The sequence below is a fragment of the Nonlabens sp. Asnod3-H03 genome, assembly GCF_045063665.1.
In the GTDB taxonomy this organism is placed as follows: domain Bacteria; phylum Bacteroidota; class Bacteroidia; order Flavobacteriales; family Flavobacteriaceae; genus Nonlabens; species Nonlabens ulvanivorans.
On record NZ_JBEFOD010000008.1, the window covers coordinates 1,865,863 to 1,889,161 of the forward strand.

Genomic DNA, 23,299 nt, shown 5'->3' on the forward strand with positions numbered 1-23,299 from the left:
CTGTTTAATCAACAACTGGATTTCAATAATTTATATACTAGACTTACTATGCGTGTGTCGCAGATATATTATCTAGAGCTTCATTAATGAGTGTATCACCATTGATAATCTCAAATGTCTGATTGCTGGCTAGATGATCTGTTAAACAAGTGGTTAATGTCATTGCGACATCGTTACGACTTATTTCGCCTCTCTTACTTAGACTCTTTTCTAATGTAATGTGATTTGTTAATGAGTCGTTAGTCAATGATCCTGGTCTTACAATGGTATAGTTAAGACCACTACTCTTCAAATACTCATCTGCATTATGTTTTGCTTTTAAATATTCTTTTAGTTCTGTCGCTTCTTCTGGGTTTTCTGCTCCTAGCGAACTAAGCATGACAAATTTCTTGACTCCATTATTTTTTGAAGCGTCAACTAGTTTCTTTGCACCTTCTTGATCTACTTCAACAACTTTTTTTCCGCCAGATCCTGCGGCAAATAATACTTTATCTATCGAATTATCAAAAGCTGGAGAAACGTCCTTCTCTAAATCTGCTAATACCGTATCGATACCTTGCGATTTAAAATAATCCACTTGCTCTCGTTTTCTTACCATTGCGATAGGATTGTATTGAGAAGATTGATTTAAAAGGTTTACTATTTTTTTTCCTGTGGTACCATGTGCACCTGCTATTAATATATTTTCCATGCTTCAATTTACTACTGTTTTAAGCCTATACAAAGCTTTTAAGCTCGTTTAACTCTAGTTTAGTAGTAATTAACAAGGCTTTATAAGACCTTATCCTACGTAGCCTACGGGAACTACTTCTTATCTTTGTAAATCTTAAAAAATATCATTGATGAATACCGTTAAAATAGCACCGCAGTTAGAAATTTCTAGAATCGTTTTAGGGATATGGAGATTGTTGGATTGGAATATGTCTGACCAGCAATTGCTGACTTACTTAAAACAATCTATAGAAGCTGGCGTGACCACCTTTGATCATGCAGATATTTATGGAGATTATGAATGTGAGGCTGGTTTTGGGAAAGCGTTGCAATTAGAACCTTCTTTGCGTTCCCAGATGCAATTGATTACTAAATGTGGTATCAAGTTGAAAAGCTCAAAATTCCCAGATCGTCGTGTTAAATACTATGACTATAGTAAAGAATATATCATACAGCAGGCAGAACAATCTCTTAAAAATCTAAACACAGATTACATAGACGTTCTTTTACTGCATAGACCATCTCCATTTTTTAATCCAGCTGAAGTGACTGCCGCTTTTGATGAATTAAAAACGAGCGGTAAAGTAAATCACTTAGGCGTTTCTAATTTTACACCAGTACAGTTTGAATCACTTCAATCTTATCTTAATGAACCACTAGTGACCAACCAGATTGAAATCTCGCCAGCGCAGCTCGAGCATTTTGAAAATGGTAATCTAGATTATTTAATAGAGAAAAGAGTTTCACCTATGGCATGGTCACCGCTAGCAGGTGGATCTTTACTACAACCCAAAGATGAAAAATCTAAAAACATACATGATGCGATTGCACGTGTAGCATCACAAATTGAAGAAACCGATTTATCTAAAGTTATCTATGCATGGACCTTAATGCATCCTTCACATATTATTCCTGTTATAGGAACTGGTAAAATTGAGCGTTTAAAAACAGCTGTAGACGCTTTAGATACTACGTTGAGTCTAGAGCAATGGTTTGATATTTATACCGCTTCTTTAGGTACAGAGGTTGCTTAAAGTTGCTTCTCAAAACATCTAGCAAGATATTATAATGTACCTGTAAAGTTATTCTGGCTCAATGAATGATTCTCATTACGCTTTCGCGAAAGCGTAATGAGAATCAAATTTATCTATAAATTTAAACTCAGGCCTACAATAATTTGCTGTGGTCTTGTGTCTAAAGTCCCCAATTGACCTAGATTAGAGAATTCGGCTTCATTTTCAGAAAGGCCTCTTTCATAACGTACATCGATACCTAAATTACCAATATTAACACCAACACCTATTTGCAATCCGATACTAAATTCTTCTTGCACGTCTTGTAAATCGACATCTTCTAATTCTGTGTCTAGAATATATTGAAATGATGGGCCAGCAAACACATGCAACGGTCCTATCACTTGAAAACCAACGAGTACTGGTGCATCTAGTTTTTTAACCTCTAGCGCACTACTGTCATAATCACTATTAAGTACCGTATAAGATAACTCTGGTCTTAAATAAATAGGTCCTAAGTCTATTTTACCGAAAACACCAAAGTGATACCCAAAATTCTCATCTGGATTATCAATGATTGTCTGACCGTTTTGAGATAAATCACCATTAGAACCATAGTTTAATCCTGCCTTAATACCAAAACCACCATCTTCTTGAGCCTGTACCATAGCTGCTGTTAAAAACATAATTGCAATAAATACCTTTTTCATAATTAGTCTATTTAAGTTCATACTCTTTTATTAAAACGCATAATAAAGATACTTTATTCTCTTCATTGTTACAGTTGAATTTAAGGTTAACAAAAGTGTACTTTTTTGTAAGACCTTAACACAATTTTATGTCCTACAACCTTAAGTTTGTTAAGACAATTATTCCCTATATTAATATTGTACGTGTATGAAAGATTCTGAGATGCCGATTGCAAGACGTTTAGTAACCACATTAATAAAAAAAGGTACAGAAATGACAGAATCTGTAAGTGAGATCGTAAAGAAAGAAGGTCTTACTATACAGCAGTTTAATGTTTTACGTATTTTAAGAGGTCGTAAAGGGAAAGCGGCAAATCTACAGGATGTAAGCCGCAAGATGATTCACTCCAACAGTAATACTACTAGAGTTATCGATAAGTTGATTAGTAAGGATTATGTAGAACGCAAGCAATGTCCATCTGACCGCAGACAGATCGAGCTTAAAATTACTAAAAAAGGTTTACAAGTTCTGGAGAATCTAGATGCCGATATAGATGCAAGAGAGCTATCTTTAATCAACAATTTAGATGAAGATCAAGTAAAACAAGTTCTAGAATTTCTTTCAAAACTCTAGAACTTTATATGATACTGTATTTATTCTCCAGTGTTATAGAAAAACTGTTCTCTCCATATTTTACCATCCTTCACCTCATAAACGGCTAACTCATTCATTTGAGTGCGTTGTCCGCTAGGTTTATGTGTCGTATCCATCCAGAAACGTACCGTAAAATGATTATCTGCAATAAGTGGTTCTGATACCTTGTTTGCGTGTACCTCAAAGTTCTCTTTCCACCACTGACCTTTTTTTGCCAGACCTTCAAAACCTTGAACTTCTTTCATAGGCTCTACCATCTCGATACTGGTAATTTCTGGGCTGTATAATTCTTGATAAGCCTTAGATTCTTCGTTATTGCGGCAATAGGCCACCAGTTGATTTGCAACTTGCTCTGTAGTCATAATTTAATTATTTGGTTGATTCCTTAAAGTTATAAAATTTCATGAAATAAATTCTATCGTGTAGGTTATGAAATCATTAAAGGATTCTTGCTCATCTAGAACGCATGAACGACCTTTGTGATATGAAAATGACAGCCGAAAAGAAATTTACTTTAGGTCTTAAACTACCTACTGATCCACGATGGGCAGACATTTCTACCATCAGCTTACAAGATATACTTACCGATCATGCTTTTTGTGAACAAAAGGCAACCAGTAATATTATTTCCTTAATCCAGCAATATTCTGAACGTGAAGGGATTGTAGAACACCTATCTCCTGTAGTGACTGAAGAATGGGGACATTTTAGAATGGTTATTGCGATGCTTAAAAAACGTGGTCTAGAACTAGGCTTGCAGCGTCAGGATGAATATGTAAAAAAACTCGTAAAAGGAAAGAAAAAAGGTCAAAGCCGTGATGGTTACTTTCTAGATCAACTCCTTATTTGTGCGATGATAGAAGCGCGCAGCTGTGAACGTTTTAAAACCTTATGGCAAAATCTAGATGATGAAGAACTACAAGAGTTCTATTATAAATTTATGGTGGCAGAGGCTTCTCACTACAAACTATTTCTACAACTTGCTAAAACACACTTCCCAGAAGATGATGTCATGGAACGATGGAACTACTGGCTGGATTATGAAGCGAGCTTTATAGGTGACCTAGAAGTACGTGGTGATCGACTGCATTAATATTCATTAGTCGCCATATATCGCACATCTTAATCGAGTTACAAAAACGCAAGGTTTTAAATACCGTGCGACCACAATAATAGAATAATATAAAATTGAGTACAACCACCTTTTTTTCAGATAGAAATTACCGCGTCGCATTGCGATGGAGTATCGCCGTTATATATCTTATTATCATTGCTGGTGCTGTGGTGCGCATGACTGGATCTGGAATGGGATGTCCCGACTGGCCTAAGTGTTTTGGCTATTACATACCACCTACTGAGGAAAGCCAACTAGAGTTCTCACCAGATACACCATATAAAAAAGGTATGGTGATTATACATGAAGAAGAATTAAGAGTTGCTGTGACAGATTTTATGGCACAAAGCACTTATAACTCAGCAGACTGGAAACCGTATACTAAACATAACTATGCCGTTTTTAATGTCTATCATACCTGGACAGAATATGTCAACAGACTGATAGGCGCTTTAGGTGGATTAGTCGTTCTTATCATGTGCGTTTTTTCACTAAAATACTGGAAAAACCGAAAGAAGATAACCATATTAAGTATTGTAGCATTACTAGCCATGTTAATCCAAGCGGTAATAGGTAAAATCGTAGTAGACACTTTATTATCACCGGTATTGATTACCATTCACATGATTGTTGCCTTGCTGATAGTAGGTCTTTTGATTTATTTATTACATGAAGTACAACCTACAGATCATAGATATCAATCCAGCAAATCATTCTATAAAATATCTATACTGCTTATTATCTTAACGCTAGTGCAAGTTGCCCTAGGTACCCAAGTAAGACAATATCTAGATCATATGATTGATGAAATGGGATATCCATTTCTATCGATATGGCTAGAAGAAAGCGCGCCAGTAGTATTTTTAATTCATAGGTCTTTTTCTATTTTGTTACTAGCAATACATGCTTGGTTTGTCTACAAAGCTGTAAAAGTATTAGGGCATCCACAACCCTATTATGCATGGTTGATAGCCTTGTTTCTTATTACTGTTTTTACTGGTATATTAATGAATTATGTTGATTTCCCTTTTGGTTCTCAAGCAGCGCACTTAGTACTAGCTTCGATAATTTTAGGACTTCAGTTTTATTTAATGATGCGTTTAAAAAATGCTGTAAAATCATAAATTATAGTTGATTTGTTTTGAATAAAACAGATTAATATTGTTGGATTCGCTTTCGCGAAAGCGTGTAAAAAACATCTATATTTACCATACATCATTTTCCTCATACAGTAGGATAAACGTATCTTTGCCCACCTTAAAAAGTAAAAAATGATTTATAGATTTAGAGCTATTCTAGATGCGACACAAGACGTTTTCCGTGATATAGAAATTGAAGGTAGCGCTAGTTTAGAAGACTTTCACAATGTGCTTACTCAGAGTTTTCAATTACCAGGAGATGAGATGGCTAGTTTTTATGCCAGTGACGAGGAATGGAATCAGAATGAAGAGTTCAGCCTTTTTGACATGAGTGAAGGCAGTAGTGCTTCTCGTACCATGGCAACTACTACTATAGAAGAAGTGGTGAGCAAGTCACAACCTCAACTAGTTTACATCTACGATTTTTTAAGCATGTGGACTTTCTTAATTGAGCTAGCCGAAGTTGCTGGACCGCAAGATGCCGTCGTTTATCCACAGGTAATATTCTCTATAGGAGAGCTGCCAGATAGTGCGCCAGATAAAGAATTTGAAGCAGATCCAAGATTTGCAGATGAAACTGATGGTGATGAAGAATATCGCGGCGATATTGATGATGGTGATGATGATTTTTATGATGAACAAACTTTTGACGATTACGACCTATACTAAAATACTATGATCAACCTTTTCAACACACGTATTGAACAACTGGCACTGCACCGTGTAGGTAATAAAAATAAAGGCGAGTTGCTTTTAACATCTGCTGCGACCACTCCACTAGATGATGAGCTACATGCCTTATTGAAAGAATTTTTCTTAAAGCCTTTTCGCTCAAAAGAAGAAACCTATTACAGCTTCACGCACGAGCAAGATCTAGAGTTCCACGAGTTGTATGCGTTTGCAAAGTCCATTTTTAACACGCCTGCTTCCCTATTAGATAATTCTAAAAAGATTGCTAAACAGTTATATGAGCAAAGTGTGCATCCACATATAAGAAGTGGTGAGTTATACGTTTGTTATCTTGATAACGTCATGCTAGACAATAATAAAGTAGACGCTATAGGTATCTTTAAAAGTGAGTTGAAACAAGATTTCTTGCAGTTTGAAGAAGGCGAAGATGATTTAAGAATCCTATTGCAACAAGGTGTTAACTTAAACAAACTCGATAAAGGCGCTATTATCTTTAATACTGAAGAAGAGACCGGTTATAAAATCCTATCTGTAGATTCTAATCGCTATGATGCAAAATACTGGTTAGAAAGTTTTCTAGGTGTGGATGTCTTTGAAGATGAAAACTTTTTTACTAAGAAGTACTTAAAATTCTGCCAGGATTTTGCAAAAGAAGTCGTTCTACCTGCCGAAGATAAAAAGGAAGAAGTCATGTTTATGAATCGTTCTATGAACTATTTTGCAAAGAATGATGATTTTGAAGAAAGTACTTTTTTAAATGAAACACTGGACAATCCAGAATTGATACCAGAGTTTAAGAATTATAAGGTTGAGAAAGGACCTAAATACAGTATTGAAGATGTATCTAATTTTCCTATTTCAAATACCGCTGTAAGTGCTGCTCGTAAAGGAATTAAAAGTGTTATTAATCTAGATACTCAAGTACAGATTAAAATGGACTTTACCAATCCAGAAAGTGCAGAAAAATATCTTGAAAAAGGTTGGGATGAAGAAAAACAGATGTATTATTATCTAGTATACTTCAATCGAGAAGAGAAAAAATAAAGATCATGAAAAAGAATTTTGCATATGTATTGCTAGTCGTAGTGGTTGTTCTGATAGGCGTTCATGTCTCTCGAATGAACTTTAATGATCTAAGCTGGGAAGCAAATCAAAGTCCTTATACTGGTCTTATTATCGCTGTATTAATAGGAGTACTAGTTACAGTAAGATTGATTAAAGGCGAGCCAAAAATATAATACTCTTACTTAAAAATTTAAAATAAACCGCAGCCCGATGCTCAAAAGACATTAGGCTGCGGTTTTTTTATGCTATAATTTAAAATGTTCACTACCCCATAGGTCGAGGCTTTTTAAAATAGATTTTAACGATAATCCTTTTTTAGTTAACTCATATTCTACTTTAGGCGGAACTACTGGATATATTTTTCGATTAATTAATCCGTCTTTCTCAAGTTCTCTTACCGATTGGGTAAACATCTTATTAGAAATCTCGGGAATATGTTTTTGTAATACTCCAGATCTTAAAGGTCCTTCTATTAAATGAAATAGAATTAAGGGTTTCCATTTAGTACCTATTAAAGTCATGGTATAATGTAACGGACATGTAATTTCTTTCTTCAAAATAAAATTGTAATGTATTGAAAACAAACAATTAACTCTTTTAGTAGTGTATATTACTTTAAAGTAAGTTATTGCCTATAAGGCAAATATAAATTAATTTTGGATAAAATTATTAAACTATGAAAACAGATAAAAAATATCCCAGAGCGTTCTCTCATATAGGACTAACGGTTCCTGATATTCATAAAGCAGTTCAATTCTATTCTGAAGTTATGGGATGGTACGTTATTATGCAACCTTCAATTGTAAAGAAAGAAAAGGAAACCGCTATAGGTCAAATGTGTATTGATGTCTTTGGTGATGACTGGGAAGAGTTTGAAATTGCGCATCTTGCTACTTCTGACGGTATAGGTATAGAATTATTTTCATTTCCTCAAGGCGTAAAAGAAGCTCCAGCATTTCAACCATTTCATACTGGTTTATTTCACTTTTCTGTTCAAGATCCTGAAATTGAAAATCTTATTGAGCAAATAGTAGCTTATGGTGGTAAACAAAGAATGCCTATAAGGTCTTATTACCCAGACCATAAACCGTTTAAAATGTGCTATGTTGAAGACCCATTTGGTATTGTTTTTGAAATTTACACACATAGTTATGAGTTGACCTATTCTTCTGGCGCATATTCAAGTAATTGAAATACATGATATGCTTAAAAGCTTATTGTTTTTTAATCGCTTTATATTTGTTGAATTACTAAAATTCTTTAATGAAGAGACATAAAGCGATTAGATTTTTTATGATTATGATGGTGATGCTATTGCAGCTCCTATTTCTAGCATGGATTATAAAAGAGAAATATGAAATCAGTAATTTCATCGCGTTAGTTGGTATCATTAGTATTTCTTTACTCCTACTTTTTGGCTATCGATATCTAGACTTACATCATGAAAATTATGAATACGAGAAACTAATCGTTGTGATATGGGTGCCCATAGGCGCTGTACTATGTTATCTTATTAGTATTCATTTAAAGTTAGGACCGGTCATTGCAGCTGGTTTTATTGGTACAGCGGTATCTTATTTACCTACAATCAATAGCAAGTCGAATTATTTAAAGCAATTGCCTGTACCTATCTACTGTGGTACATTTGTGGGCATGTCTAGTGTTTTTGTTATACCTTCATTAGGCTATGTTATTAGTGCAGGTATAGTTGCGGCTTTATTTCTAATGTTATCTAAAAACCTCTTTTTAGGTATAGGCGGAAAATTAGGAACCATAGCGTTTGCAAGTGTCGTATTCATCACTTTTTTAAATTGGATGGTAGCATGAATGACTTAATAATAGTATTGACAGGAGTTATAGGTAGTGTACTCACGTATTTTATAAGCACACCATTAAAGCAAGGCGCAGTAAGAGCATCTGCATTATTATCTCTCATTGTGGCCGTATTTTTTTACTTCTTCCCTAATATCTTAAACAGCTATCTCACGATACATATACCTTTCGTTTTTATAGGAACTTCTTTTATAGGTATGGTATCTTCTAAAACTAACGTGAGTTACTTTCAACTCATACTAGCAGGATGCTTATTTAGTTTGATATATCTTCATAAAGGTGATGTTTTTAGTGGATACGGTGGAGCATTAGGTACAATAGCAGGCATTGCCTTACTAACCAGTTTTGGATTTTCTGCACTATTTTCTAATGTATCAATGATTAAAAACCTTTTTTCAAAACCTAATAATACCAGTGATTAGAATTTTTTAAGCTTATCCATAAATTGCATGAATACTAATCTAGCTTATATCAACGATAAAATTTACACCCAACTAGGCTTTAATTTAAGCTCATTTCAAGTTGATAGTGAAAGCATAAAATATGAGGCTTGTACCTATAAATTAAACGATCTGCATATTGCTTTTAGAACGGCCAAAATTACTCCAACAAAAACAGGCCAATTTGTTACCATATGGAAACGTAGTAAGTTGGGTCCTATTGAACCATATCATCAAGATGATGTCATAGACTATCTAATCGTTCATGTTAAAAAAGATCAACAACATGGACAATTTATTTTTCCTAAATCGGTGTTGATTGCAAAAGGAATCTTTTCAACAAATTACAAAGAAGGAAAAAGAGGTTTCAGAGTATATCCTAGTTGGGATAAGACCACCAACACACAAGGCATTAAAACTCAAAAATGGCAACTCAACTATTTCTTCAGATATTCTAAAGAATTGGATTTGAAAATCGTTCTAGATTTATTGACTCGACAGTAATTTTTTCTTCTAAATCATACGGTCATAAAACCATAGCATCACGAAAATTAAAAATATAATTCATAAAATATTATCAATCAAAAACTTAATTCTTAAAACAGATATTTACCACTAGGCATTTATTTCTAACTTTATATGTAAGAATTGATAAAAATGATAAGAATTTTCTTGAATTTTTCGTAAAAAATGAATCATACATTGATTACTTTTTTTTATTTTTCAGCTATATATACATAACAGATGTTAAAAAAACCTACATATGAAGAGTTATTAAAACAAAATGTAGAGCTATCCAACGAGTTGAAACAACTTAAATTAGAGAATACCAGTGATCAAAAAAAATGTGAGGAAATTCAACTCGAAGTACTTAAAGCTGATTTAAAACTAACTCATTTAAATACTGCTTTAGATAATTTAAATACCTACGTATATATAAAGGATATGAACGGCAGATATTTATATGCAAATAAAAAATGCCTCACACTATTTAATTGCAGCGCTCATGAACTATCATCTTTAAGTGATGCAGATTTTTTTCCACCAACGACATGCGATCAAATTAAAATTATTGAATCTGAAGTTATTAATTATGGTAAAGACACTGAAAACGAAGTAGATACCACTGACCATAATGGTAATCGCAAGGTGTATTGGGAAATCAAAACACCTATTTATGACGATAAACACCAAAATAAAGTTATAGGCTTATGCGGCGTATCAACTGACATAACTTATCGTAAGATTGCGGAAGAATCTATAAAAGAAAATCAACTACAGTTAAAACACCTTAATGCCACCAAGGATAAAATCTTTTCAATCATAGCACATGATTTAAGAAGCCCTTTTAATCATATCATAGGATTTTCTGAACTAATGCTTGAAAATAGTACAAATAAAGATCATTCTCAAGATAGTGATTGCATCAAGATTATAAATTCTACGGCAAAAAACACGCTCAATCTATTAGACAATCTATTAAATTGGGCATATACTGAGACTGGTAAACTTAGTTATCGACCAGAAAACATAAATATTACCAACATCATTACCCAAGTCGTTGACTTTAAAACATCAATCGCTCAAGCAAAAAATATTACAATAACATATAATGCTGTACAAGACATAGAATTTTATACCGACAGCAATCTATTAAAGACCGTACTACGCAACTTAATTTCTAACGCCATCAAGTTTACAAATCCTAATGGATCTATTAACATCACTGCACTACAAAAAGATAAATTTCTAGAAATTGCCGTGATTGATACCGGTGTAGGAATGTCTACAGAACATATGACAGATCTCTTTAATTTAACTACACACAAATCACAGCCAGGTACCGAAGGTGAAAAAGGATCTGGATTAGGCCTAATTCTTTGCAAAGAGTTTGTAGAAAAAATGCATGGCACCTTATGGGTGGAAAGTGTAGTTAATAAAGGAAGTACATTTAAGTTTAGTTTACCTATATAATACATTTTGAGTTTTTATTAGGACGATATCTCAATGATTAGTAATAACTTAAGCTTTCTAACAAGTTAAGCGATTAGCGCATAACAGTTCAAAATTTAAATAAGCTTTATGGAAAAACATGATTTCAGCAACTTAAGTGTTGTATATGTAAACTGTACTTTAAAGAAATCTCCTCAACATAGTCATACAGACTCCTTAATTGATGTTTCTCAAGAAATAATGAGAAAGGAAAATGTAAAAGTAGAAACCATAAGGTTCATCGACCATGATGTTGCAAGTGGCGTTTATCCAGATATGACAGAACATGGATGGGATAAGGATGAGTGGCCTTCTATATTTAAAAAAATTATAAACGCAGATATATTGATCGTAGGAACACCTATATGGCTAGGAGAAAAATCATCAGAAGCTCAAAAGCTTATCGAACGATTATATGCCATGAGTGGTCAGACTAATGATAAAGGACAATATAAATTCTATGGTAAAGTAGGCGGCTGTATGGTCACTGGTAATGAAGATGGCGTTAAACATTGTGCCATGGGAATACTCTATTCATTACAACATGTAGGTTATTCTATCCCACCACAAGCAGACTGTGGATGGATAGGTGAAGTAGGTCCTGGTCCTAGTTATGGCGATACAGAATGGCAAGGTGAAAAAATCAATCCACCAGTAGGTTTTAAAAGCGATTTTACCAATAGAAACACCACATTTATGACCTATAACCTATTACATCTAGCCGCAATGCTTAAAGCAAATGGAGGATATCCTAGTTATGGAAATTCTAGAGCGCAATGGGATGATGGCAAGCGATGGGAATTTGACAACCCAGAGTATAGATAGTCACAACGCACCTAGCAATAGATTCAAAGATTAATAAAGCAAATTGCTACAGAAAGTTTGCTTCAAACCAATCTTGAACATTTGATTCGATACGATTTTTAATATCACTGGTATCTGATTTTTCAAATTCTTTACCAGTGATTTTTTCATATAATTCGATGTAACGATCACTTACAGATAAAATGTAATCATCATCCATTTCTGGTAATGTTTGACCTTCTAATCCTTGAAAATTGTGAGATATTAACCACTGACGCACAAATTCTTTACTCAACTGTTTTTGAGGTTCACTCCTATCTTGACGAGCTTGGTAACCTTCTGAATAAAAATATCGAGAAGAATCTGGTGTATGGATTTCATCTATTAAGACTATTTTGCCGTCTTTGGTTTTACCAAATTCATACTTAGTGTCTACCAGTATTAAACCTCTCTTTTTGGCGAGTTGACTACCGCGTTTAAATAAATCACGCGTATATTTTTCTAAAATTTCATAATCGTGCTCACTTACAATACCACGAGATATGATGTCTTCTCTTGATATATCTTCATCATGATCACCCATTTCTGCTTTAGTAGCAGGAGTAATAATAGGCTCTGGAAATGGATCGTTTTCCTTTAAACCTTCTGGCAAGGCAACTCCACAAATCATTCTACGTCCAGCTTTGTATTCTCTTGCAGCGTGGCCACTCATATAACCACGTATTACCATTTCTACTTTAAATGGTTCGCACTGGTAACCTATAGCAACATTGGGATCTGGAGTTGCAAGTAACCAGTTCGGAACAATATCTTCAGTAGCCTGCATCATTTGTGTAGCTATCTGATTAAGAATCTGACCTTTATAAGGTATACCTCTAGGCATTACTACGTCAAAAGCACTTAACCTATCACTAGCTACCATAATCAATAGGTCATCATTAACGCTATACACCTGGCGTACTTTACCTTTATAGACATGAGTCTGGTTAGGGAAATTAAAATCTATATCTGTAATAGTATTTGGTAAATTCATAATGCTTGTGCTGTGAATTACAAATTTCAAATATTCTTCTTAAATTTTAGAGAAAAATAGAAGGATATTTTTAATAAGTTATTGACTAGATATGAAAAATATATAATGTTGATGCTTACGCCTTCGCGAAAGCAAATAAATACAACTAATTTCTATTCTCAATATCCTTATAAGCGGCAATAACCTTTTTTACAAGTCTATGACGCACCACATCGTTATCGTCTAGGTACATCATACCTACTCCATCAACATCTTTAAGGATCAATAAAGCCTCCTTAAGTCCAGAAATAACACGTCGCGGTAAATCAATTTGTCCAGGATCGCCAGTAATGAAAAATTTTGCATCTTTCCCCATACGTGTTAGGAACATTTTCATCTGTGCATGTGTCGTGTTTTGAGCTTCATCAAGAATCACAAAAGCACCATCTAGCGTTCTACCTCTCATAAAAGCGAGCGGTGCAATTTGAATAATTCCTTTCTCTATATAAGTAGAAAGCTTCTCGGCTGGAATCATATCTCGCAAGGCATCATAAATAGGCTGCATGTATGGATCTAGTTTTTCTTTAAGGTCACCTGGTAGGAAACCTAAATTCTCACCAGCTTCTACAGCCGGTCTAGTCATAATAATGCGTTTAACCTGTTTCTCTTTAAGTGCTCTTACAGCCATTGCTACACCCATGTATGTCTTACCTGTTCCTGCAGGTCCTATAGCAAAGACCATATCATTCTTCTTAGTAAGTTCTACTAGTTTGCGTTGATTAGGAGTTTTGGCCTTAATTATCTTTCCACTTACGCCATGTACTAGAGTATCACCACTGCCTTTTGCGTTATCATAGTCCTCTCTACCATTGCTAGTTAGTACTCGTTCCATAATATTTTCATCCATCGTATTATACTTTCCGTAATGCTCTAGCATCATCTGAATACGTTTATCAAATTCTTGTAATTGTTCTTCATCACCAAAAACTTTCATCGTGCTGCCACGCGCGACTATTTTAAGTTTAGGAAAGTGCTTTTTTAAGAAAGCTAGATTTTTATTTCTAACCCCAAAAAACTCTCTAGGATTAGATTCTGAAAGGTCAATGATAAGTTCGTTCAAAAGCGTATAATTATATGAATGATTGCGTTTATTATTTTATAATTTTGCTAGAGCATGTAACACTTGCAAAACTTGTAACAATTTAAAGAATTGAATCAGGAAAATAGCAATTGTAACAAAAATTTAATCCTTATTTAATTAACAACTTTCCAGCACCTTTATGCCTATAATAACACTGACCACAGATTTTGGATTAAAAGATCCCTATGTAGGCGCGGTTAAAGGAGCGATCTTTAATGAATTGCTAGATATTAATATTGTTGATATTTCGCATCTCGTTACTCCATTTCATATTGCCGAAGCGGCATACATCATTAAAAACGCCTACTACACTTTTCCGAAAGGGACAATTCATATCATAGGTGTAGATGCTGAGCATACACCAGATAATAAGCATGTAGCAGTTTATATGGATGGTCATTACTTTGTCTGTGCAGATAATGGAATTATGTGTTTACTCACAGCAAAATTTAACGCAGATAAAATTGTTGAAATTAACATCCACGATCGTATTACTTCAAACTTTACGGTGATGGATGCTTTTGTACAAACTGCTTGTCATATAGCTCGTGGAGGAACCTTAGAAGTAATTGGGAAACCTATTGAAAGATTAAAAAATATATCTGGCATGCAACCAGCCGTTGCTAATAATTCTATTAATGGTCAGGTTATCTATATCGATAACTATGGTAATGCAGTAACAAATATTACCAGAGATCTGTTTAAATCCACAGGAAAGGGACGAGAGTTTACACTTACTGCACGCAGTGAGAAACATTATAAAATCTATGACCATTATTCTGGCTTCATAGATTTTAGTAAAGAAGATTATAAACGTGATATCGATGGTAGAGCTATAGTGATTTTTAATAGTTCTGGTTATATAGAAATTGCAACTTATAAATCTAACCCGATTACCATAGGTAGTGCCAGTAGTCTCTTTGGACTTAAAGACAACACTCCTATCAACATAAAATTTAACGAGACATGATAGTACGTATCGTAAGAATGCATTTTAGACCAGACGCTGTCGCTGCTTTTGAGAAATTGTTCGACACTCATAAAGAGCAAATACGCGACCAAGATGGTTGTAGTTTACTAGAACTTTATCAAGATAAAGAAGATTCATGCAGCTTTTATACCTATAGCTATTGGGAAAATGAAGAGGCACTTAATAATTATCGACATTCTGCGTTATTCAGTGAGGTATGGCCAGCTACTAAAGCTCTTTTTGATCAAAAACCATCAGCCAACTCTTTAAATAAGATACATAGTCTTTTATGAAAGCAATTTATTTAAAAGAATTAAGAAGCTATTTTTCTAGCATAACGGGTTACCTAGTTATTGCTATTTTTTTACTTGTAACCAGTCTTTTCCTTTTTGTATTTGATGGCGAATTTAACATCCTTAATTATGGGTTTGCAGACTTATCGCCTTTCTTTTTACTGATACCATGGTTATTTATTTTTCTTATTCCAGCGGTTACTATGCGCAGTTTTACTATTGAACGCAATCTAGGAACCCTAGAAATGATTTTTACTCGACCTATATCATTTAGAAGCATTATAGCTGGAAAATACCTGGCTGGTGTCACTCTTATCGTTATTGCCTTGCTGCCTACTTTGTTATATGTATTTACCATAGCACAGTTAGGAGAAACGTTAAATAATCTAGATATAGGAAGTACCATCGGTAGCTATGCTGGTGTAATGCTATTAGTTTTATGTTATGTCGCAATAGGTGTATTTTGTTCTTCTTTAACTGCCAATCAAATTATAGCCTTTTTGCTCTCAGCCGTTTTGTGCTTTATAATGTATTTTGGTTTTGAAGGTTTCTCTACGGTTATTGAAAATGATGGACTGGCTTTTCTAGGCTTAAAATATCATTACGAGAGTATGGCACGAGGCGTTATAGATACTAGAGATGTCATTTACTTCTTGAGCATTGCTGTATTGTTTTTCGCTTTAAGCGAATTGAGTCTTAAAATAATCACCCAGAAGCAATAAGAATGAAAAAGATTGTTATTTCCCTTATCGTTATTGTTGCTGCGCTAGTTCTTATAAATTATGGCGCTAGTAAATGGTACGAACGTTTTGACCTAACCAAAGACCAACGTTATACACTATCACCTGTCGCAACACAACTGGCAGAAAGTGTGGAAAGCACCATGCTTATAGATGTATTTCTAGATGGTGAGCTACCACCAGAATTCCGTAAACTACAGTCAGAGACACAGCAATTACTGGAAGAGTATGCTGCAGTTAATAAGAATATAAAATTCAATTTTGTTAACCCGACAGAGGATGAAAGCACAGAAGCAGTAGAGCAAATAACGATGCGTCTAGCTCAATATGGCATTAAACCAGCCATGGCTACAATTATGGAAGGAGGAAAAAGCACAAAAGTTGTTGTGTTCCCATGGGCTATAATGGTTTACAATGGTAAAACTACTGCTGTACCATTACTAAAAACAGTTGCTCGTGCCACGATGGAAGAACGAGTAAACTCATCTATACAACAGCTGGAATATCAGTTTGCCGATGGAATGAGTAAAGTTATTAATGAAAAATCTAAAACAATTGCCGTTTTAAGAGATAGTGGTGAGTTAAGTGATTTACAGATTAGAGACTTTATTAAAACCTTACAGCAATATTATCGGGTTGCTCCTTTTGGAATTGAATTTGTAAAGGATAATGATAGTGTGACTCCTGTAGATGTTTTAAATCAACTCAATAAATTTGATTTAATCATTGAGCCTAAACCTACCGTTGCTTTCAGTGAGACTAAGAATTACATCATCGACCAATACATCATGGATGGTGGAAAAATGTTACTAGCCGCAGATCCGATTATATTTGAAAATGATAGTCTTGCAAATCCACAATCTATAGGTTATGGAATGCCACGAGATTTAAATCTAGACAATTTACTATTTAAATATGGGTTAAGACTCAATAACGGAATCGTAAAAGATGAACGTGCTGGCGGTCTTGCACTAGCCACTGGACAAGGTCGTAATACACAATATGAAGCCTTTGACTGGCCATACTACCCTATTTCAAAATCTGATAGCGATAACCCTATTACTAAAAATCTAGAAGAAGTAAAATTTGAATATACCGGTACCATTGATACTCTTAAAAATAGTATCAAAAAGACAGTACTATTAAGTACATCACCTGATACTCAAATTAAAATATTACCTGCCGCTATATCTCTAGCAGAACTAGATCAACCGATAGATCCACTAGCAACCAAAGTAGGTGAAAAGCCTCTGGCCGTTCTTGCCGAAGGTAGTTTTACTAGTGCCTATAAAAATAGAGTAAAGCCTTTTGAAATGACTAATTCAATAGATGAAGGTAAAGAAAGTGCTATCGTTTTAATTGCAGATGGTGACGTTTTGAAAAATCAAATCGACAGTGGAAAAGCTCAAGAGCTAGGATATGATATGCGTACAGGAGCGCTTTACGGTAATAAAGAGTTTTTAATGAATACCGTTAATTACCTATTAGACGATACCGGATTAATACAATTGCGTAGTAAGAATATAACTGTCCCTTTTCTAAACCTCAAAAAGAGTTATGATGAACGTACAAAATGGCAATTAATTAATGTTTTATTACCACTAATTACAGTAGTAATATTTGGTTTAGTATTTAATTATTTAAGAAGGAAAAAGTATTCTGCTTAGAATCTCAACAGGTTTAAAATGAATATTTTAATATAAAACACTTCTTAATTATTCTCCAGATGTTTTCTTTACATATTGGGTTAACAGCACTACTTGTGTAGGACCTACACGGCCTTCAATTTGATCTGCATTATCGTGTACTAAAGAGATATTGCGCACAGCAGTACCACGTTTTGCGATAAGACTTGATCCCTTTACATCAAGATCTTTAATAATCACAACACTATCACCTCTTTTCAAAATATTACCATTAACATCTCTATGAATAATCTGTGGACCACGTTGTATTCCTTCCTCTGCCCAGTTTCTAGTATCATCCTCTAAATACATCATATCTAGTAAATCTTGAGGCCAGCCTTCTACCTTCAATTGATCTAACATTCTATAAACAACCACTTGTACTGCCGGTATTGTACTCCACATAGAATCATTAAGTGCTCGCCAGTGATTTACATCGATCTTACTGTGATCCTCTAATTGTTCACGACAGACTTTACAAGCTAATATCGAAATATCTTTCACATTCTTAGGCGACTCAGGCACCTCATAAACAGCAAGTTCCACTTTTTGTTCTAGGGTATCTGTTGACGAGCAAAGTTCACAAGCGTTTCCAGATCGATCTTCTAATTGTTTCAGTAAGTCTGACATGTTTATTTTTTAAGAACGGCAAAGGTAAAAAACCTAAACGCTTTAAATAACAATTTGTAAAAATCTTCTTTCATTCCATTTTTGAGAAATGAGATTATGAACTATATTGTAGGCGACTTAAATAACAACTAACCGATAACAAATGCAGAAAAAGAACATGACTATGCTTAAATCCTTAATAATTGTCTTTCTATTAGGGTTTTCAATACAATTAAGCGCTCAAAAATCAGAAAAGGTTATAAAGCTATTGCTCAACAATGAGCGTGCTGACGCCCTTAAACTAGTTGAAAAACTAGATCAAAGTAACGTAGAGAATTATTACCTAAAGCAAATAGTCCTAAAAGAAAACGGAGAGATTGCAAATGGTTATAACTACTTAGAAGGTTTGCTTAATAAAGCAGATTTTGAACCTTATTTATTTGCCTCGTGGCATGAGACTTTTTTATTCTCAGATTACGAATCTCAAGGGTTTGCTCCTTTAGAACTAAGAAGATTACAGGAAATTAAAACTCCACAACTGCAAAATGCTAGTCTTAGAGATGCTTATTCATATATGCAAAGCATTCATGCAGAGGTCTCAAGAGATTTTGATAAACAAAAACAACTTGTTGCTTCTATCAAGAACATAGAAAACTGGGAACTAGTAGGTCCTTTTGAAAACTTAAATGATAGTGGATTAAACATTACTTATGCACCAGAAAATGAAGCTACTGCTGCAAATGGTTTTGACACTAATGGTAACGGAATTGTGAATTGGTATGTTGCACCAGACAATCCATTGAGTCCTTATAAAGATTTTATCAATCACGACGAGTATGGAAATAAAATTAATTATGCTCAAACGTTTATTCAATCTGATAAAGAGCAAAGAGCTGTATTACAATTAGGACGTGGTGGTATTATTAAGGTTTTTCTAAATGGTGTTGAGATTCTTGAAGATAAAGAAGATGTACGTACTGAAATCGATGCTCATCAGATTGAGGTAACCTTAAATGCAGGTTCAAATAGACTTCTTATTAAATCTGCTTCTAGTGGTACTCCTTATTACATCGCAAGGTTTATGGATATTAATGGAAACCTTCTTGAATTAGGTAATGATCTTAATAATAAATCTTATAAAAAGGGAACTACAGCAAGCGTTAATGCTAAAACTTTAGAACATCCTATGGAGGCCTTTTTCAGAAATAAACTGAAAAGTAATCCTAATGACTTCTTAAGCTTTTATGGTTTATACCACAGTTTACAGCATAATGCTAGATATAAAGAAACTATTAATTTAGTAAAAGAACAATTAAAGAAAAATCCACAGAGTTCTTTATTGAATACCATGTTAATGAATGCATATACTGAAAGTGATCAAGGAGACGAGGCACTTAAAGTAATGGAAAATTTAATGAAGAATGACCCAGATTATTATCAATCGTTAATTTTAGAATTTTCAGATACGGATAAACTGATGAATCTGGATCAACAAGAATTCAGAAAGAAAATGAGTGCTATTCAAGGTGCAACTAACCTGAATACCATTGATGAAATGTGTGATTTATTCATCGCTTTACGTAATGAAGAAGAAAAAGAAGCTGAAAAGATTCTAGACAGGCTTGTTAAAGATGAAAGAACCACGATTAAAGGCCTTGCCACTTATGCTGGTTTTTATAACTCGATTCTTAATGATGAAAAGAGATATGAACAAATCTTAACTGACGCTCACAAAAAATATCACTCTTGGTATATCATAAACAATCTTGCTGGGATTTATAGTAGAGAGAATCGTAAGCAAGAATGGGAAGATATCATGAAAACCAACCTATTGAGATATGATTTCTACAATAACTATTTACAAAGAATGGTTTATGTGTATAATGAAAATAAGAAATATGATGAGTCTTTAAAGTTGATCAATAAAGGATTGAAAAACTATCCAGATGCCTTAAGACTACGCTCATTAATGGGTGATACCTACTTAAAGTTAGAAAATAAAAAAGAAGCTATTAAGTGGTACGAAGAAAAATTAGACCGCAGTTTATCTGATTTATCCTTACGACGCAAAGTTTATGATCTGAAAGGAATTACAGATCCTATGGAAAAGATCAAAACAAAAGATCATTACAAGTACATTGAAAAGAACCGTGATAGTGGTATGGAGAACAATTACGGTCTTAACATCATACTTGAAGAAAACAACCTGATGCTATATAGTCGTGGTGGTGTACGTTATCACGGTACCATGATTTATGAAGTAACAACACTTAATGGAATTGAGTCTATTAAAGAATACAATCTTGGTCTAGGTGGTAATTATATGATCACAAAGTCAGAAATTGTAAAGAAAGATAAAAGTATAGAACCAGCAGAACGTAGTGGATCTAGTATGGTCTTTAACAACCTAGAAATAGGCGATGTTGTTTACTTAGACTATGAAACTGAATACTACACTTACGGTAGATTCTATAAAGATTATGATAACGTGTATAATGTGAAAGGCTATCATCCTATAAAGCAGTATCACCTAAGAGTTATTACTGAAAGTGATAGACCTTTATATCACGAAGTTGTTAATGGTGAAATACCAGTTAAAAAATATAAGACTGATGGAATGCAAACTTATGAGTGGAGCGTTAAAGATGTAGCAGCTATTACTCTAGCAGAGGACTATATGAAAAACCTAGTAGACCAGACAGAGCACATCCACATCAGTACTTTAAAAGACTGGAAAGATATTTCAGAATGGTATTCAGATCTAGTACGCAGTCAGATAGAAATTGAAGATGAAGTTACAGCCGCATATAACACCATTTTCCCTAATGGACATGATGGTAAATCAGATGACGAAAAAGCAAAAGCTATTTATGATTACATTACAGATGAGTTTACATATAGTTATGTAAGCTTTAAGCAAAGTGGCTATGTACCTCAAAAACCGTCTAAAACAATCAAGTCTAAACTAGGTGATTGTAAGGACTTCTCTACTCTATTCGTAACGTTAGCATCTATGAGTGATCTAGACGCTAACCTTGTTTTAATTCTTACTTCAGATTATGGAGAAAACGCTTTAAAATTACCGTCTAGAGATTTTAACCACTGTATCGTTAAAACTAAAATTGATGGAAAAGAACAATTTTTAGAACTTACAGATAAGTACCTACCGTATAAATCCGTTCCTGGATCATTAAATCATGCTATTGGACTTGAAATACCATATGATAAAAATGACAAAATGACTAATGATTTATTCATTCTTCAAAATGCTGCGACAGCACCTAGTCAATACAACACTACGGCTTATATAACCGTTAAAGAAGATGCTTTTAAAGCAAAATTAACGACTAACCTTAAAGCAAGTACTTCATCATACTTACGTAGTCTAGCAGACGAGGAAAACGAAGAGTTGAAAAAAGATAATCTAAAGTCTTTCTTAGAAAATCGCTCTACAGCAACATTTGATGTAGAAAAGATCGTTAGTGCAACATATGATCACGGATCAGATGGTATTGAAGTAGAGACAGAACTCAATCTACTCTCTAAGCCTGGATCTATAGGACAGATGAAGACTTTCCAACTACCACTATTCTCTGTTCCATACACGCAAAGTATTATTGCTGAGGATGAACGTAAACATGACATTTTATATCGTGATTATGAAGACACATCATCTTATACAGAGTCTATTACCATAGAATTAGAAGAAGGTAAAAAGTTTATTGAAGTGCCAGAGAATAAATCATTAAGCTATAAGCAACATAGCTATACGATAACTTATAAAGAACTAGCACCTAATAAAATAGAAGTGAAAATTGTTTCTAAACCTAGTTTAGAGGTAATTAAAGCTTCTGAATATGCAGACTTTAAAAACTTTGTAAAATCTGTAATTGAAACTAGAGAGCAATATCTCGCTTATAAGTAATAGTCCAATAAATTATTAATTACAAAAGAGGTTATGAATTCATAACCTCTTTTTTTATTTTTAGAATTACGCTTTCGCGAAAGCGTATCTTAAAAACAACCTAACCAATGCAAGAAGAATACTCCATATTTAGAAGATTTCCAACTTTAGAACTAGCACTAGAAATAAAGGAATTATTAGAAAACAATGATATAGACGTCGTAATCGATGACAATGTACCACCTGTCGATGTCACATTTTCAGGCAGTACCCTACAACATAAAATAGAATTGCGTATCAATGAAGCCGATTTTGAAAAGGCTGAAGATATTCTAGAACAACATTCAAACGCTGTGCTCGATGAAATAGATAAAGATTATTATTTATTTAGTTTCACAGATGAAGAATTATATGACGTTCTCTTAAAATCTGATGAATGGAGCAGTCTAGATTACACACTAGCTCAAAAGTTATTGAAAGAACGTGGGAAATCTATAGACAAAGAGTTACTCATTTCTTTAAAAAAACAACGATTAGAAGAACTAGCAAAACCTGACGATAATCAACAGGCATGGATTATTGCCGGTTATATTTTTTCTATCTTAGGTGGCTTTTTAGGTCTAATCATCGGTTATTTTTTATGGACATCAAAGAAGACTTTGCCCAATGGTCAAAAAGTTGATTCCTACTCTTTAAAAGATAAAAAACACGGTAAGAGAATCTTCTATATAGGTGTCATTATAGCGCCAATAGTTCTTATCATGAAAATGTTGAGTTATTTCTAAATCACTTTTAAGGAA

General features: G+C 33.9%; 26 protein-coding genes. 19 read left to right on the forward strand and 7 right to left on the reverse strand.

The annotated features are described in order from the left end of the window. Positions 1–46 precede the first annotated feature (46 nt). The gene (locus ACJJVI_RS11700; RefSeq protein WP_405352075.1) at positions 47–691 is read right to left on the reverse strand and encodes an SDR family oxidoreductase; all 645 of its coding nucleotides are present in this window, start codon (positions 689–691) and stop codon (positions 47–49) included. Between the two features lie 151 nt (positions 692–842). On the opposite strand from ACJJVI_RS11700, the gene ACJJVI_RS11705 reads away from it, so the two are divergent. Then, complete coding sequence (locus tag ACJJVI_RS11705; protein WP_405352077.1) at positions 843–1,745, forward strand: aldo/keto reductase family oxidoreductase; 903 nt, start codon at positions 843–845, stop codon at positions 1,743–1,745. 113 nt (positions 1,746–1,858) lie between these two features. Here ACJJVI_RS11705 and ACJJVI_RS11710 read toward each other — a convergent pair whose 3' ends face one another. Further along, positions 1,859–2,434, reverse strand: a complete 576-nt coding sequence (locus ACJJVI_RS11710; protein WP_036579113.1) for a porin family protein — start codon at positions 2,432–2,434, stop codon at positions 1,859–1,861. Between the two features lie 187 nt (positions 2,435–2,621). Here ACJJVI_RS11710 and ACJJVI_RS11715 point away from each other — a divergent pair, with 187 nt between their 5' ends. After that, a complete protein-coding gene (locus tag ACJJVI_RS11715) occupies positions 2,622–3,047 on the forward strand; it encodes a MarR family winged helix-turn-helix transcriptional regulator (RefSeq protein ID WP_036579111.1) in 426 nt (141 codons plus the stop codon). Positions 3,048–3,067: 20 nt separating this feature from the next. Here ACJJVI_RS11715 and ACJJVI_RS11720 read toward each other — a convergent pair whose 3' ends face one another. Beyond that, positions 3,068–3,430 (reverse strand): SnoaL-like domain-containing protein, encoded by a 363-nt coding sequence (locus ACJJVI_RS11720; protein WP_405352079.1) that lies wholly within the window; start codon positions 3,428–3,430, stop codon positions 3,068–3,070. A gap of 104 nt (positions 3,431–3,534) precedes the next feature. Between ACJJVI_RS11720 and ACJJVI_RS11725 the strand changes: the two genes are divergently transcribed. From ACJJVI_RS11725 to ACJJVI_RS11745, 5 genes are all read left to right on the forward strand, one after another. After that, positions 3,535–4,161, forward strand: coding sequence for a tRNA-(ms[2]io[6]A)-hydroxylase (locus tag ACJJVI_RS11725; RefSeq protein ID WP_235183303.1), 627 nt, complete (start codon positions 3,535–3,537; stop codon positions 4,159–4,161). Between the two features lie 95 nt (positions 4,162–4,256). Next, complete coding sequence (locus tag ACJJVI_RS11730; RefSeq protein WP_405352081.1) at positions 4,257–5,306, forward strand: COX15/CtaA family protein; 1,050 nt, start codon at positions 4,257–4,259, stop codon at positions 5,304–5,306. A 147-nt stretch (positions 5,307–5,453) separates the two neighbouring features. Further along, entirely contained in the window at positions 5,454–5,990 is a 537-nt protein-coding gene (locus ACJJVI_RS11735) for an IS1096 element passenger TnpR family protein (protein WP_036579106.1), read from the forward strand. A gap of 6 nt (positions 5,991–5,996) precedes the next feature. Next, complete coding sequence (locus tag ACJJVI_RS11740; protein ID WP_036579104.1) at positions 5,997–7,055, forward strand: nucleoid-associated protein; 1,059 nt, start codon at positions 5,997–5,999, stop codon at positions 7,053–7,055. A gap of 5 nt (positions 7,056–7,060) precedes the next feature. Continuing rightward, entirely contained in the window at positions 7,061–7,249 is a 189-nt protein-coding gene (locus tag ACJJVI_RS11745) for a hypothetical protein (protein ID WP_152556326.1), read from the forward strand. Between the two features lie 72 nt (positions 7,250–7,321). Here the strand turns inward: ACJJVI_RS11745 and ACJJVI_RS11750 are convergent, their stop codons facing one another. Next, on the reverse strand, positions 7,322–7,633 hold the full coding sequence (locus ACJJVI_RS11750) for a helix-turn-helix domain-containing protein (protein WP_348020944.1): 312 nt from the start codon (positions 7,631–7,633) through the stop codon (positions 7,322–7,324). A 119-nt stretch (positions 7,634–7,752) separates the two neighbouring features. Between ACJJVI_RS11750 and ACJJVI_RS11755 the strand changes: the two genes are divergently transcribed. From ACJJVI_RS11755 to ACJJVI_RS11780, 6 genes are all read left to right on the forward strand, one after another. Further along, entirely contained in the window at positions 7,753–8,268 is a 516-nt protein-coding gene (locus ACJJVI_RS11755) for a VOC family protein (RefSeq protein WP_348020945.1), read from the forward strand. Positions 8,269–8,339: 71 nt separating this feature from the next. Next, the gene (locus ACJJVI_RS11760) at positions 8,340–8,903 is read left to right on the forward strand and encodes a hypothetical protein (protein WP_042297129.1); all 564 of its coding nucleotides are present in this window, start codon (positions 8,340–8,342) and stop codon (positions 8,901–8,903) included. Continuing rightward, positions 8,900–9,331: a hypothetical protein gene (locus ACJJVI_RS11765; RefSeq protein WP_042297128.1), complete on the forward strand. Its 432-nt coding sequence runs from the start codon at positions 8,900–8,902 to the stop codon at positions 9,329–9,331. The genes ACJJVI_RS11760 and ACJJVI_RS11765 overlap by 4 nt, the downstream gene beginning before the upstream one ends. A 27-nt stretch (positions 9,332–9,358) precedes the next feature. Continuing rightward, positions 9,359–9,853, forward strand: a complete 495-nt coding sequence (locus ACJJVI_RS11770) for a MepB family protein (RefSeq protein WP_405352085.1) — start codon at positions 9,359–9,361, stop codon at positions 9,851–9,853. 240 nt (positions 9,854–10,093) lie between these two features. Then, the gene (locus tag ACJJVI_RS11775) at positions 10,094–11,323 is read left to right on the forward strand and encodes an ATP-binding protein (protein WP_405352086.1); all 1,230 of its coding nucleotides are present in this window, start codon (positions 10,094–10,096) and stop codon (positions 11,321–11,323) included. 108 nt (positions 11,324–11,431) lie between these two features. After that, positions 11,432–12,166, forward strand: coding sequence for a flavodoxin family protein (locus tag ACJJVI_RS11780; protein WP_042272213.1), 735 nt, complete (start codon positions 11,432–11,434; stop codon positions 12,164–12,166). 46 nt (positions 12,167–12,212) lie between these two features. Here the strand turns inward: ACJJVI_RS11780 and ACJJVI_RS11785 are convergent, their stop codons facing one another. Further along, positions 12,213–13,178, reverse strand: a complete 966-nt coding sequence (locus ACJJVI_RS11785) for a phosphoribosylaminoimidazolesuccinocarboxamide synthase (RefSeq protein ID WP_405352089.1) — start codon at positions 13,176–13,178, stop codon at positions 12,213–12,215. 145 nt (positions 13,179–13,323) lie between these two features. Further along, entirely contained in the window at positions 13,324–14,277 is a 954-nt protein-coding gene (locus ACJJVI_RS11790) for a PhoH family protein (protein WP_348020950.1), read from the reverse strand. Positions 14,278–14,437: 160 nt separating this feature from the next. Here ACJJVI_RS11790 and ACJJVI_RS11795 point away from each other — a divergent pair, with 160 nt between their 5' ends. The 4 genes from ACJJVI_RS11795 to gldG are packed head-to-tail and all read left to right on the forward strand — an operon-like array spanning position 14,438 to position 17,968. After that, entirely contained in the window at positions 14,438–15,268 is an 831-nt protein-coding gene (locus ACJJVI_RS11795; protein ID WP_036580673.1) for an S-adenosyl-l-methionine hydroxide adenosyltransferase family protein, read from the forward strand. After that, positions 15,265–15,561 (forward strand): putative quinol monooxygenase, encoded by a 297-nt coding sequence (locus ACJJVI_RS11800; protein WP_036580676.1) that lies wholly within the window; start codon positions 15,265–15,267, stop codon positions 15,559–15,561. The genes ACJJVI_RS11795 and ACJJVI_RS11800 overlap by 4 nt, the downstream gene beginning before the upstream one ends. Continuing rightward, the gene (gene gldF, locus ACJJVI_RS11805) at positions 15,558–16,283 is read left to right on the forward strand and encodes a gliding motility-associated ABC transporter permease subunit GldF (protein ID WP_405352092.1); all 726 of its coding nucleotides are present in this window, start codon (positions 15,558–15,560) and stop codon (positions 16,281–16,283) included. Before ACJJVI_RS11800 ends, gldF begins: the two co-directional genes overlap by 4 nt. Before the next feature lie 2 nt (positions 16,284–16,285). Then, the gene (gene gldG / locus ACJJVI_RS11810; RefSeq protein ID WP_405352094.1) at positions 16,286–17,968 is read left to right on the forward strand and encodes a gliding motility-associated ABC transporter substrate-binding protein GldG; all 1,683 of its coding nucleotides are present in this window, start codon (positions 16,286–16,288) and stop codon (positions 17,966–17,968) included. 48 nt (positions 17,969–18,016) lie between these two features. On the opposite strand, the gene ACJJVI_RS11815 is transcribed toward gldG, so the two are convergent. Then, positions 18,017–18,616 carry a PhnA domain-containing protein gene (locus ACJJVI_RS11815; protein WP_405352096.1) on the reverse strand — a complete coding sequence of 200 codons (600 nt, stop codon included), beginning with the start codon at positions 18,614–18,616 and terminating at the stop codon, positions 18,017–18,019. Positions 18,617–18,758: 142 nt separating this feature from the next. On the opposite strand from ACJJVI_RS11815, the gene ACJJVI_RS11820 reads away from it, so the two are divergent. Together ACJJVI_RS11820 and ACJJVI_RS11825 are read left to right on the forward strand one after the other, a co-directional pair. Continuing rightward, the gene (locus tag ACJJVI_RS11820; protein WP_405352097.1) at positions 18,759–22,520 is read left to right on the forward strand and encodes a tetratricopeptide repeat protein; all 3,762 of its coding nucleotides are present in this window, start codon (positions 18,759–18,761) and stop codon (positions 22,518–22,520) included. A gap of 107 nt (positions 22,521–22,627) precedes the next feature. Further along, on the forward strand, positions 22,628–23,284 hold the full coding sequence (locus tag ACJJVI_RS11825) for a DUF2007 domain-containing protein (RefSeq protein ID WP_042248897.1): 657 nt from the start codon (positions 22,628–22,630) through the stop codon (positions 23,282–23,284). Positions 23,285–23,299: the final 15 nt, after the last annotated feature.

Excerpts from the sequence above, each read along its gene's own strand:
- ACJJVI_RS11700 (WP_405352075.1), bottom strand. The coding sequence starts at position 691 with ATGGAAAATATATTAATAGCAGGTGCACATGGTACCACAGGAAAAAAA.
- ACJJVI_RS11705 (WP_405352077.1), top strand. The coding sequence starts at position 843 with ATGAATACCGTTAAAATAGCACCGCAGTTAGAAATTTCTAGAATCGTT.
- ACJJVI_RS11710 (WP_036579113.1), bottom strand. The coding sequence starts at position 2,434 with ATGAAAAAGGTATTTATTGCAATTATGTTTTTAACAGCAGCTATGGTA.
- ACJJVI_RS11715 (WP_036579111.1), top strand. The coding sequence starts at position 2,622 with ATGAAAGATTCTGAGATGCCGATTGCAAGACGTTTAGTAACCACATTA.
- ACJJVI_RS11720 (WP_405352079.1), bottom strand. The coding sequence starts at position 3,430 with ATGACTACAGAGCAAGTTGCAAATCAACTGGTGGCCTATTGCCGCAAT.
- ACJJVI_RS11725 (WP_235183303.1), top strand. The coding sequence starts at position 3,535 with ATGAACGACCTTTGTGATATGAAAATGACAGCCGAAAAGAAATTTACT.
- ACJJVI_RS11735 (WP_036579106.1), top strand. The coding sequence starts at position 5,454 with ATGATTTATAGATTTAGAGCTATTCTAGATGCGACACAAGACGTTTTC.
- ACJJVI_RS11740 (WP_036579104.1), top strand. The coding sequence starts at position 5,997 with ATGATCAACCTTTTCAACACACGTATTGAACAACTGGCACTGCACCGT.
- ACJJVI_RS11745 (WP_152556326.1), top strand. The coding sequence starts at position 7,061 with ATGAAAAAGAATTTTGCATATGTATTGCTAGTCGTAGTGGTTGTTCTG.
- ACJJVI_RS11755 (WP_348020945.1), top strand. The coding sequence starts at position 7,753 with ATGAAAACAGATAAAAAATATCCCAGAGCGTTCTCTCATATAGGACTA.
- ACJJVI_RS11760 (WP_042297129.1), top strand. The coding sequence starts at position 8,340 with ATGAAGAGACATAAAGCGATTAGATTTTTTATGATTATGATGGTGATG.
- ACJJVI_RS11765 (WP_042297128.1), top strand. The coding sequence starts at position 8,900 with ATGAATGACTTAATAATAGTATTGACAGGAGTTATAGGTAGTGTACTC.
- ACJJVI_RS11770 (WP_405352085.1), top strand. The coding sequence starts at position 9,359 with ATGAATACTAATCTAGCTTATATCAACGATAAAATTTACACCCAACTA.
- ACJJVI_RS11775 (WP_405352086.1), top strand. The coding sequence starts at position 10,094 with ATGTTAAAAAAACCTACATATGAAGAGTTATTAAAACAAAATGTAGAG.
- ACJJVI_RS11780 (WP_042272213.1), top strand. The coding sequence starts at position 11,432 with ATGGAAAAACATGATTTCAGCAACTTAAGTGTTGTATATGTAAACTGT.
- ACJJVI_RS11785 (WP_405352089.1), bottom strand. The coding sequence starts at position 13,178 with ATGAATTTACCAAATACTATTACAGATATAGATTTTAATTTCCCTAAC.
- ACJJVI_RS11795 (WP_036580673.1), top strand. The coding sequence starts at position 14,438 with ATGCCTATAATAACACTGACCACAGATTTTGGATTAAAAGATCCCTAT.
- ACJJVI_RS11800 (WP_036580676.1), top strand. The coding sequence starts at position 15,265 with ATGATAGTACGTATCGTAAGAATGCATTTTAGACCAGACGCTGTCGCT.
- gldF (WP_405352092.1), top strand. The coding sequence starts at position 15,558 with ATGAAAGCAATTTATTTAAAAGAATTAAGAAGCTATTTTTCTAGCATA.
- gldG (WP_405352094.1), top strand. The coding sequence starts at position 16,286 with ATGAAAAAGATTGTTATTTCCCTTATCGTTATTGTTGCTGCGCTAGTT.
- ACJJVI_RS11815 (WP_405352096.1), bottom strand. The coding sequence starts at position 18,616 with ATGTCAGACTTACTGAAACAATTAGAAGATCGATCTGGAAACGCTTGT.
- ACJJVI_RS11820 (WP_405352097.1), top strand. The coding sequence starts at position 18,759 with ATGCAGAAAAAGAACATGACTATGCTTAAATCCTTAATAATTGTCTTT.
- ACJJVI_RS11825 (WP_042248897.1), top strand. The coding sequence starts at position 22,628 with ATGCAAGAAGAATACTCCATATTTAGAAGATTTCCAACTTTAGAACTA.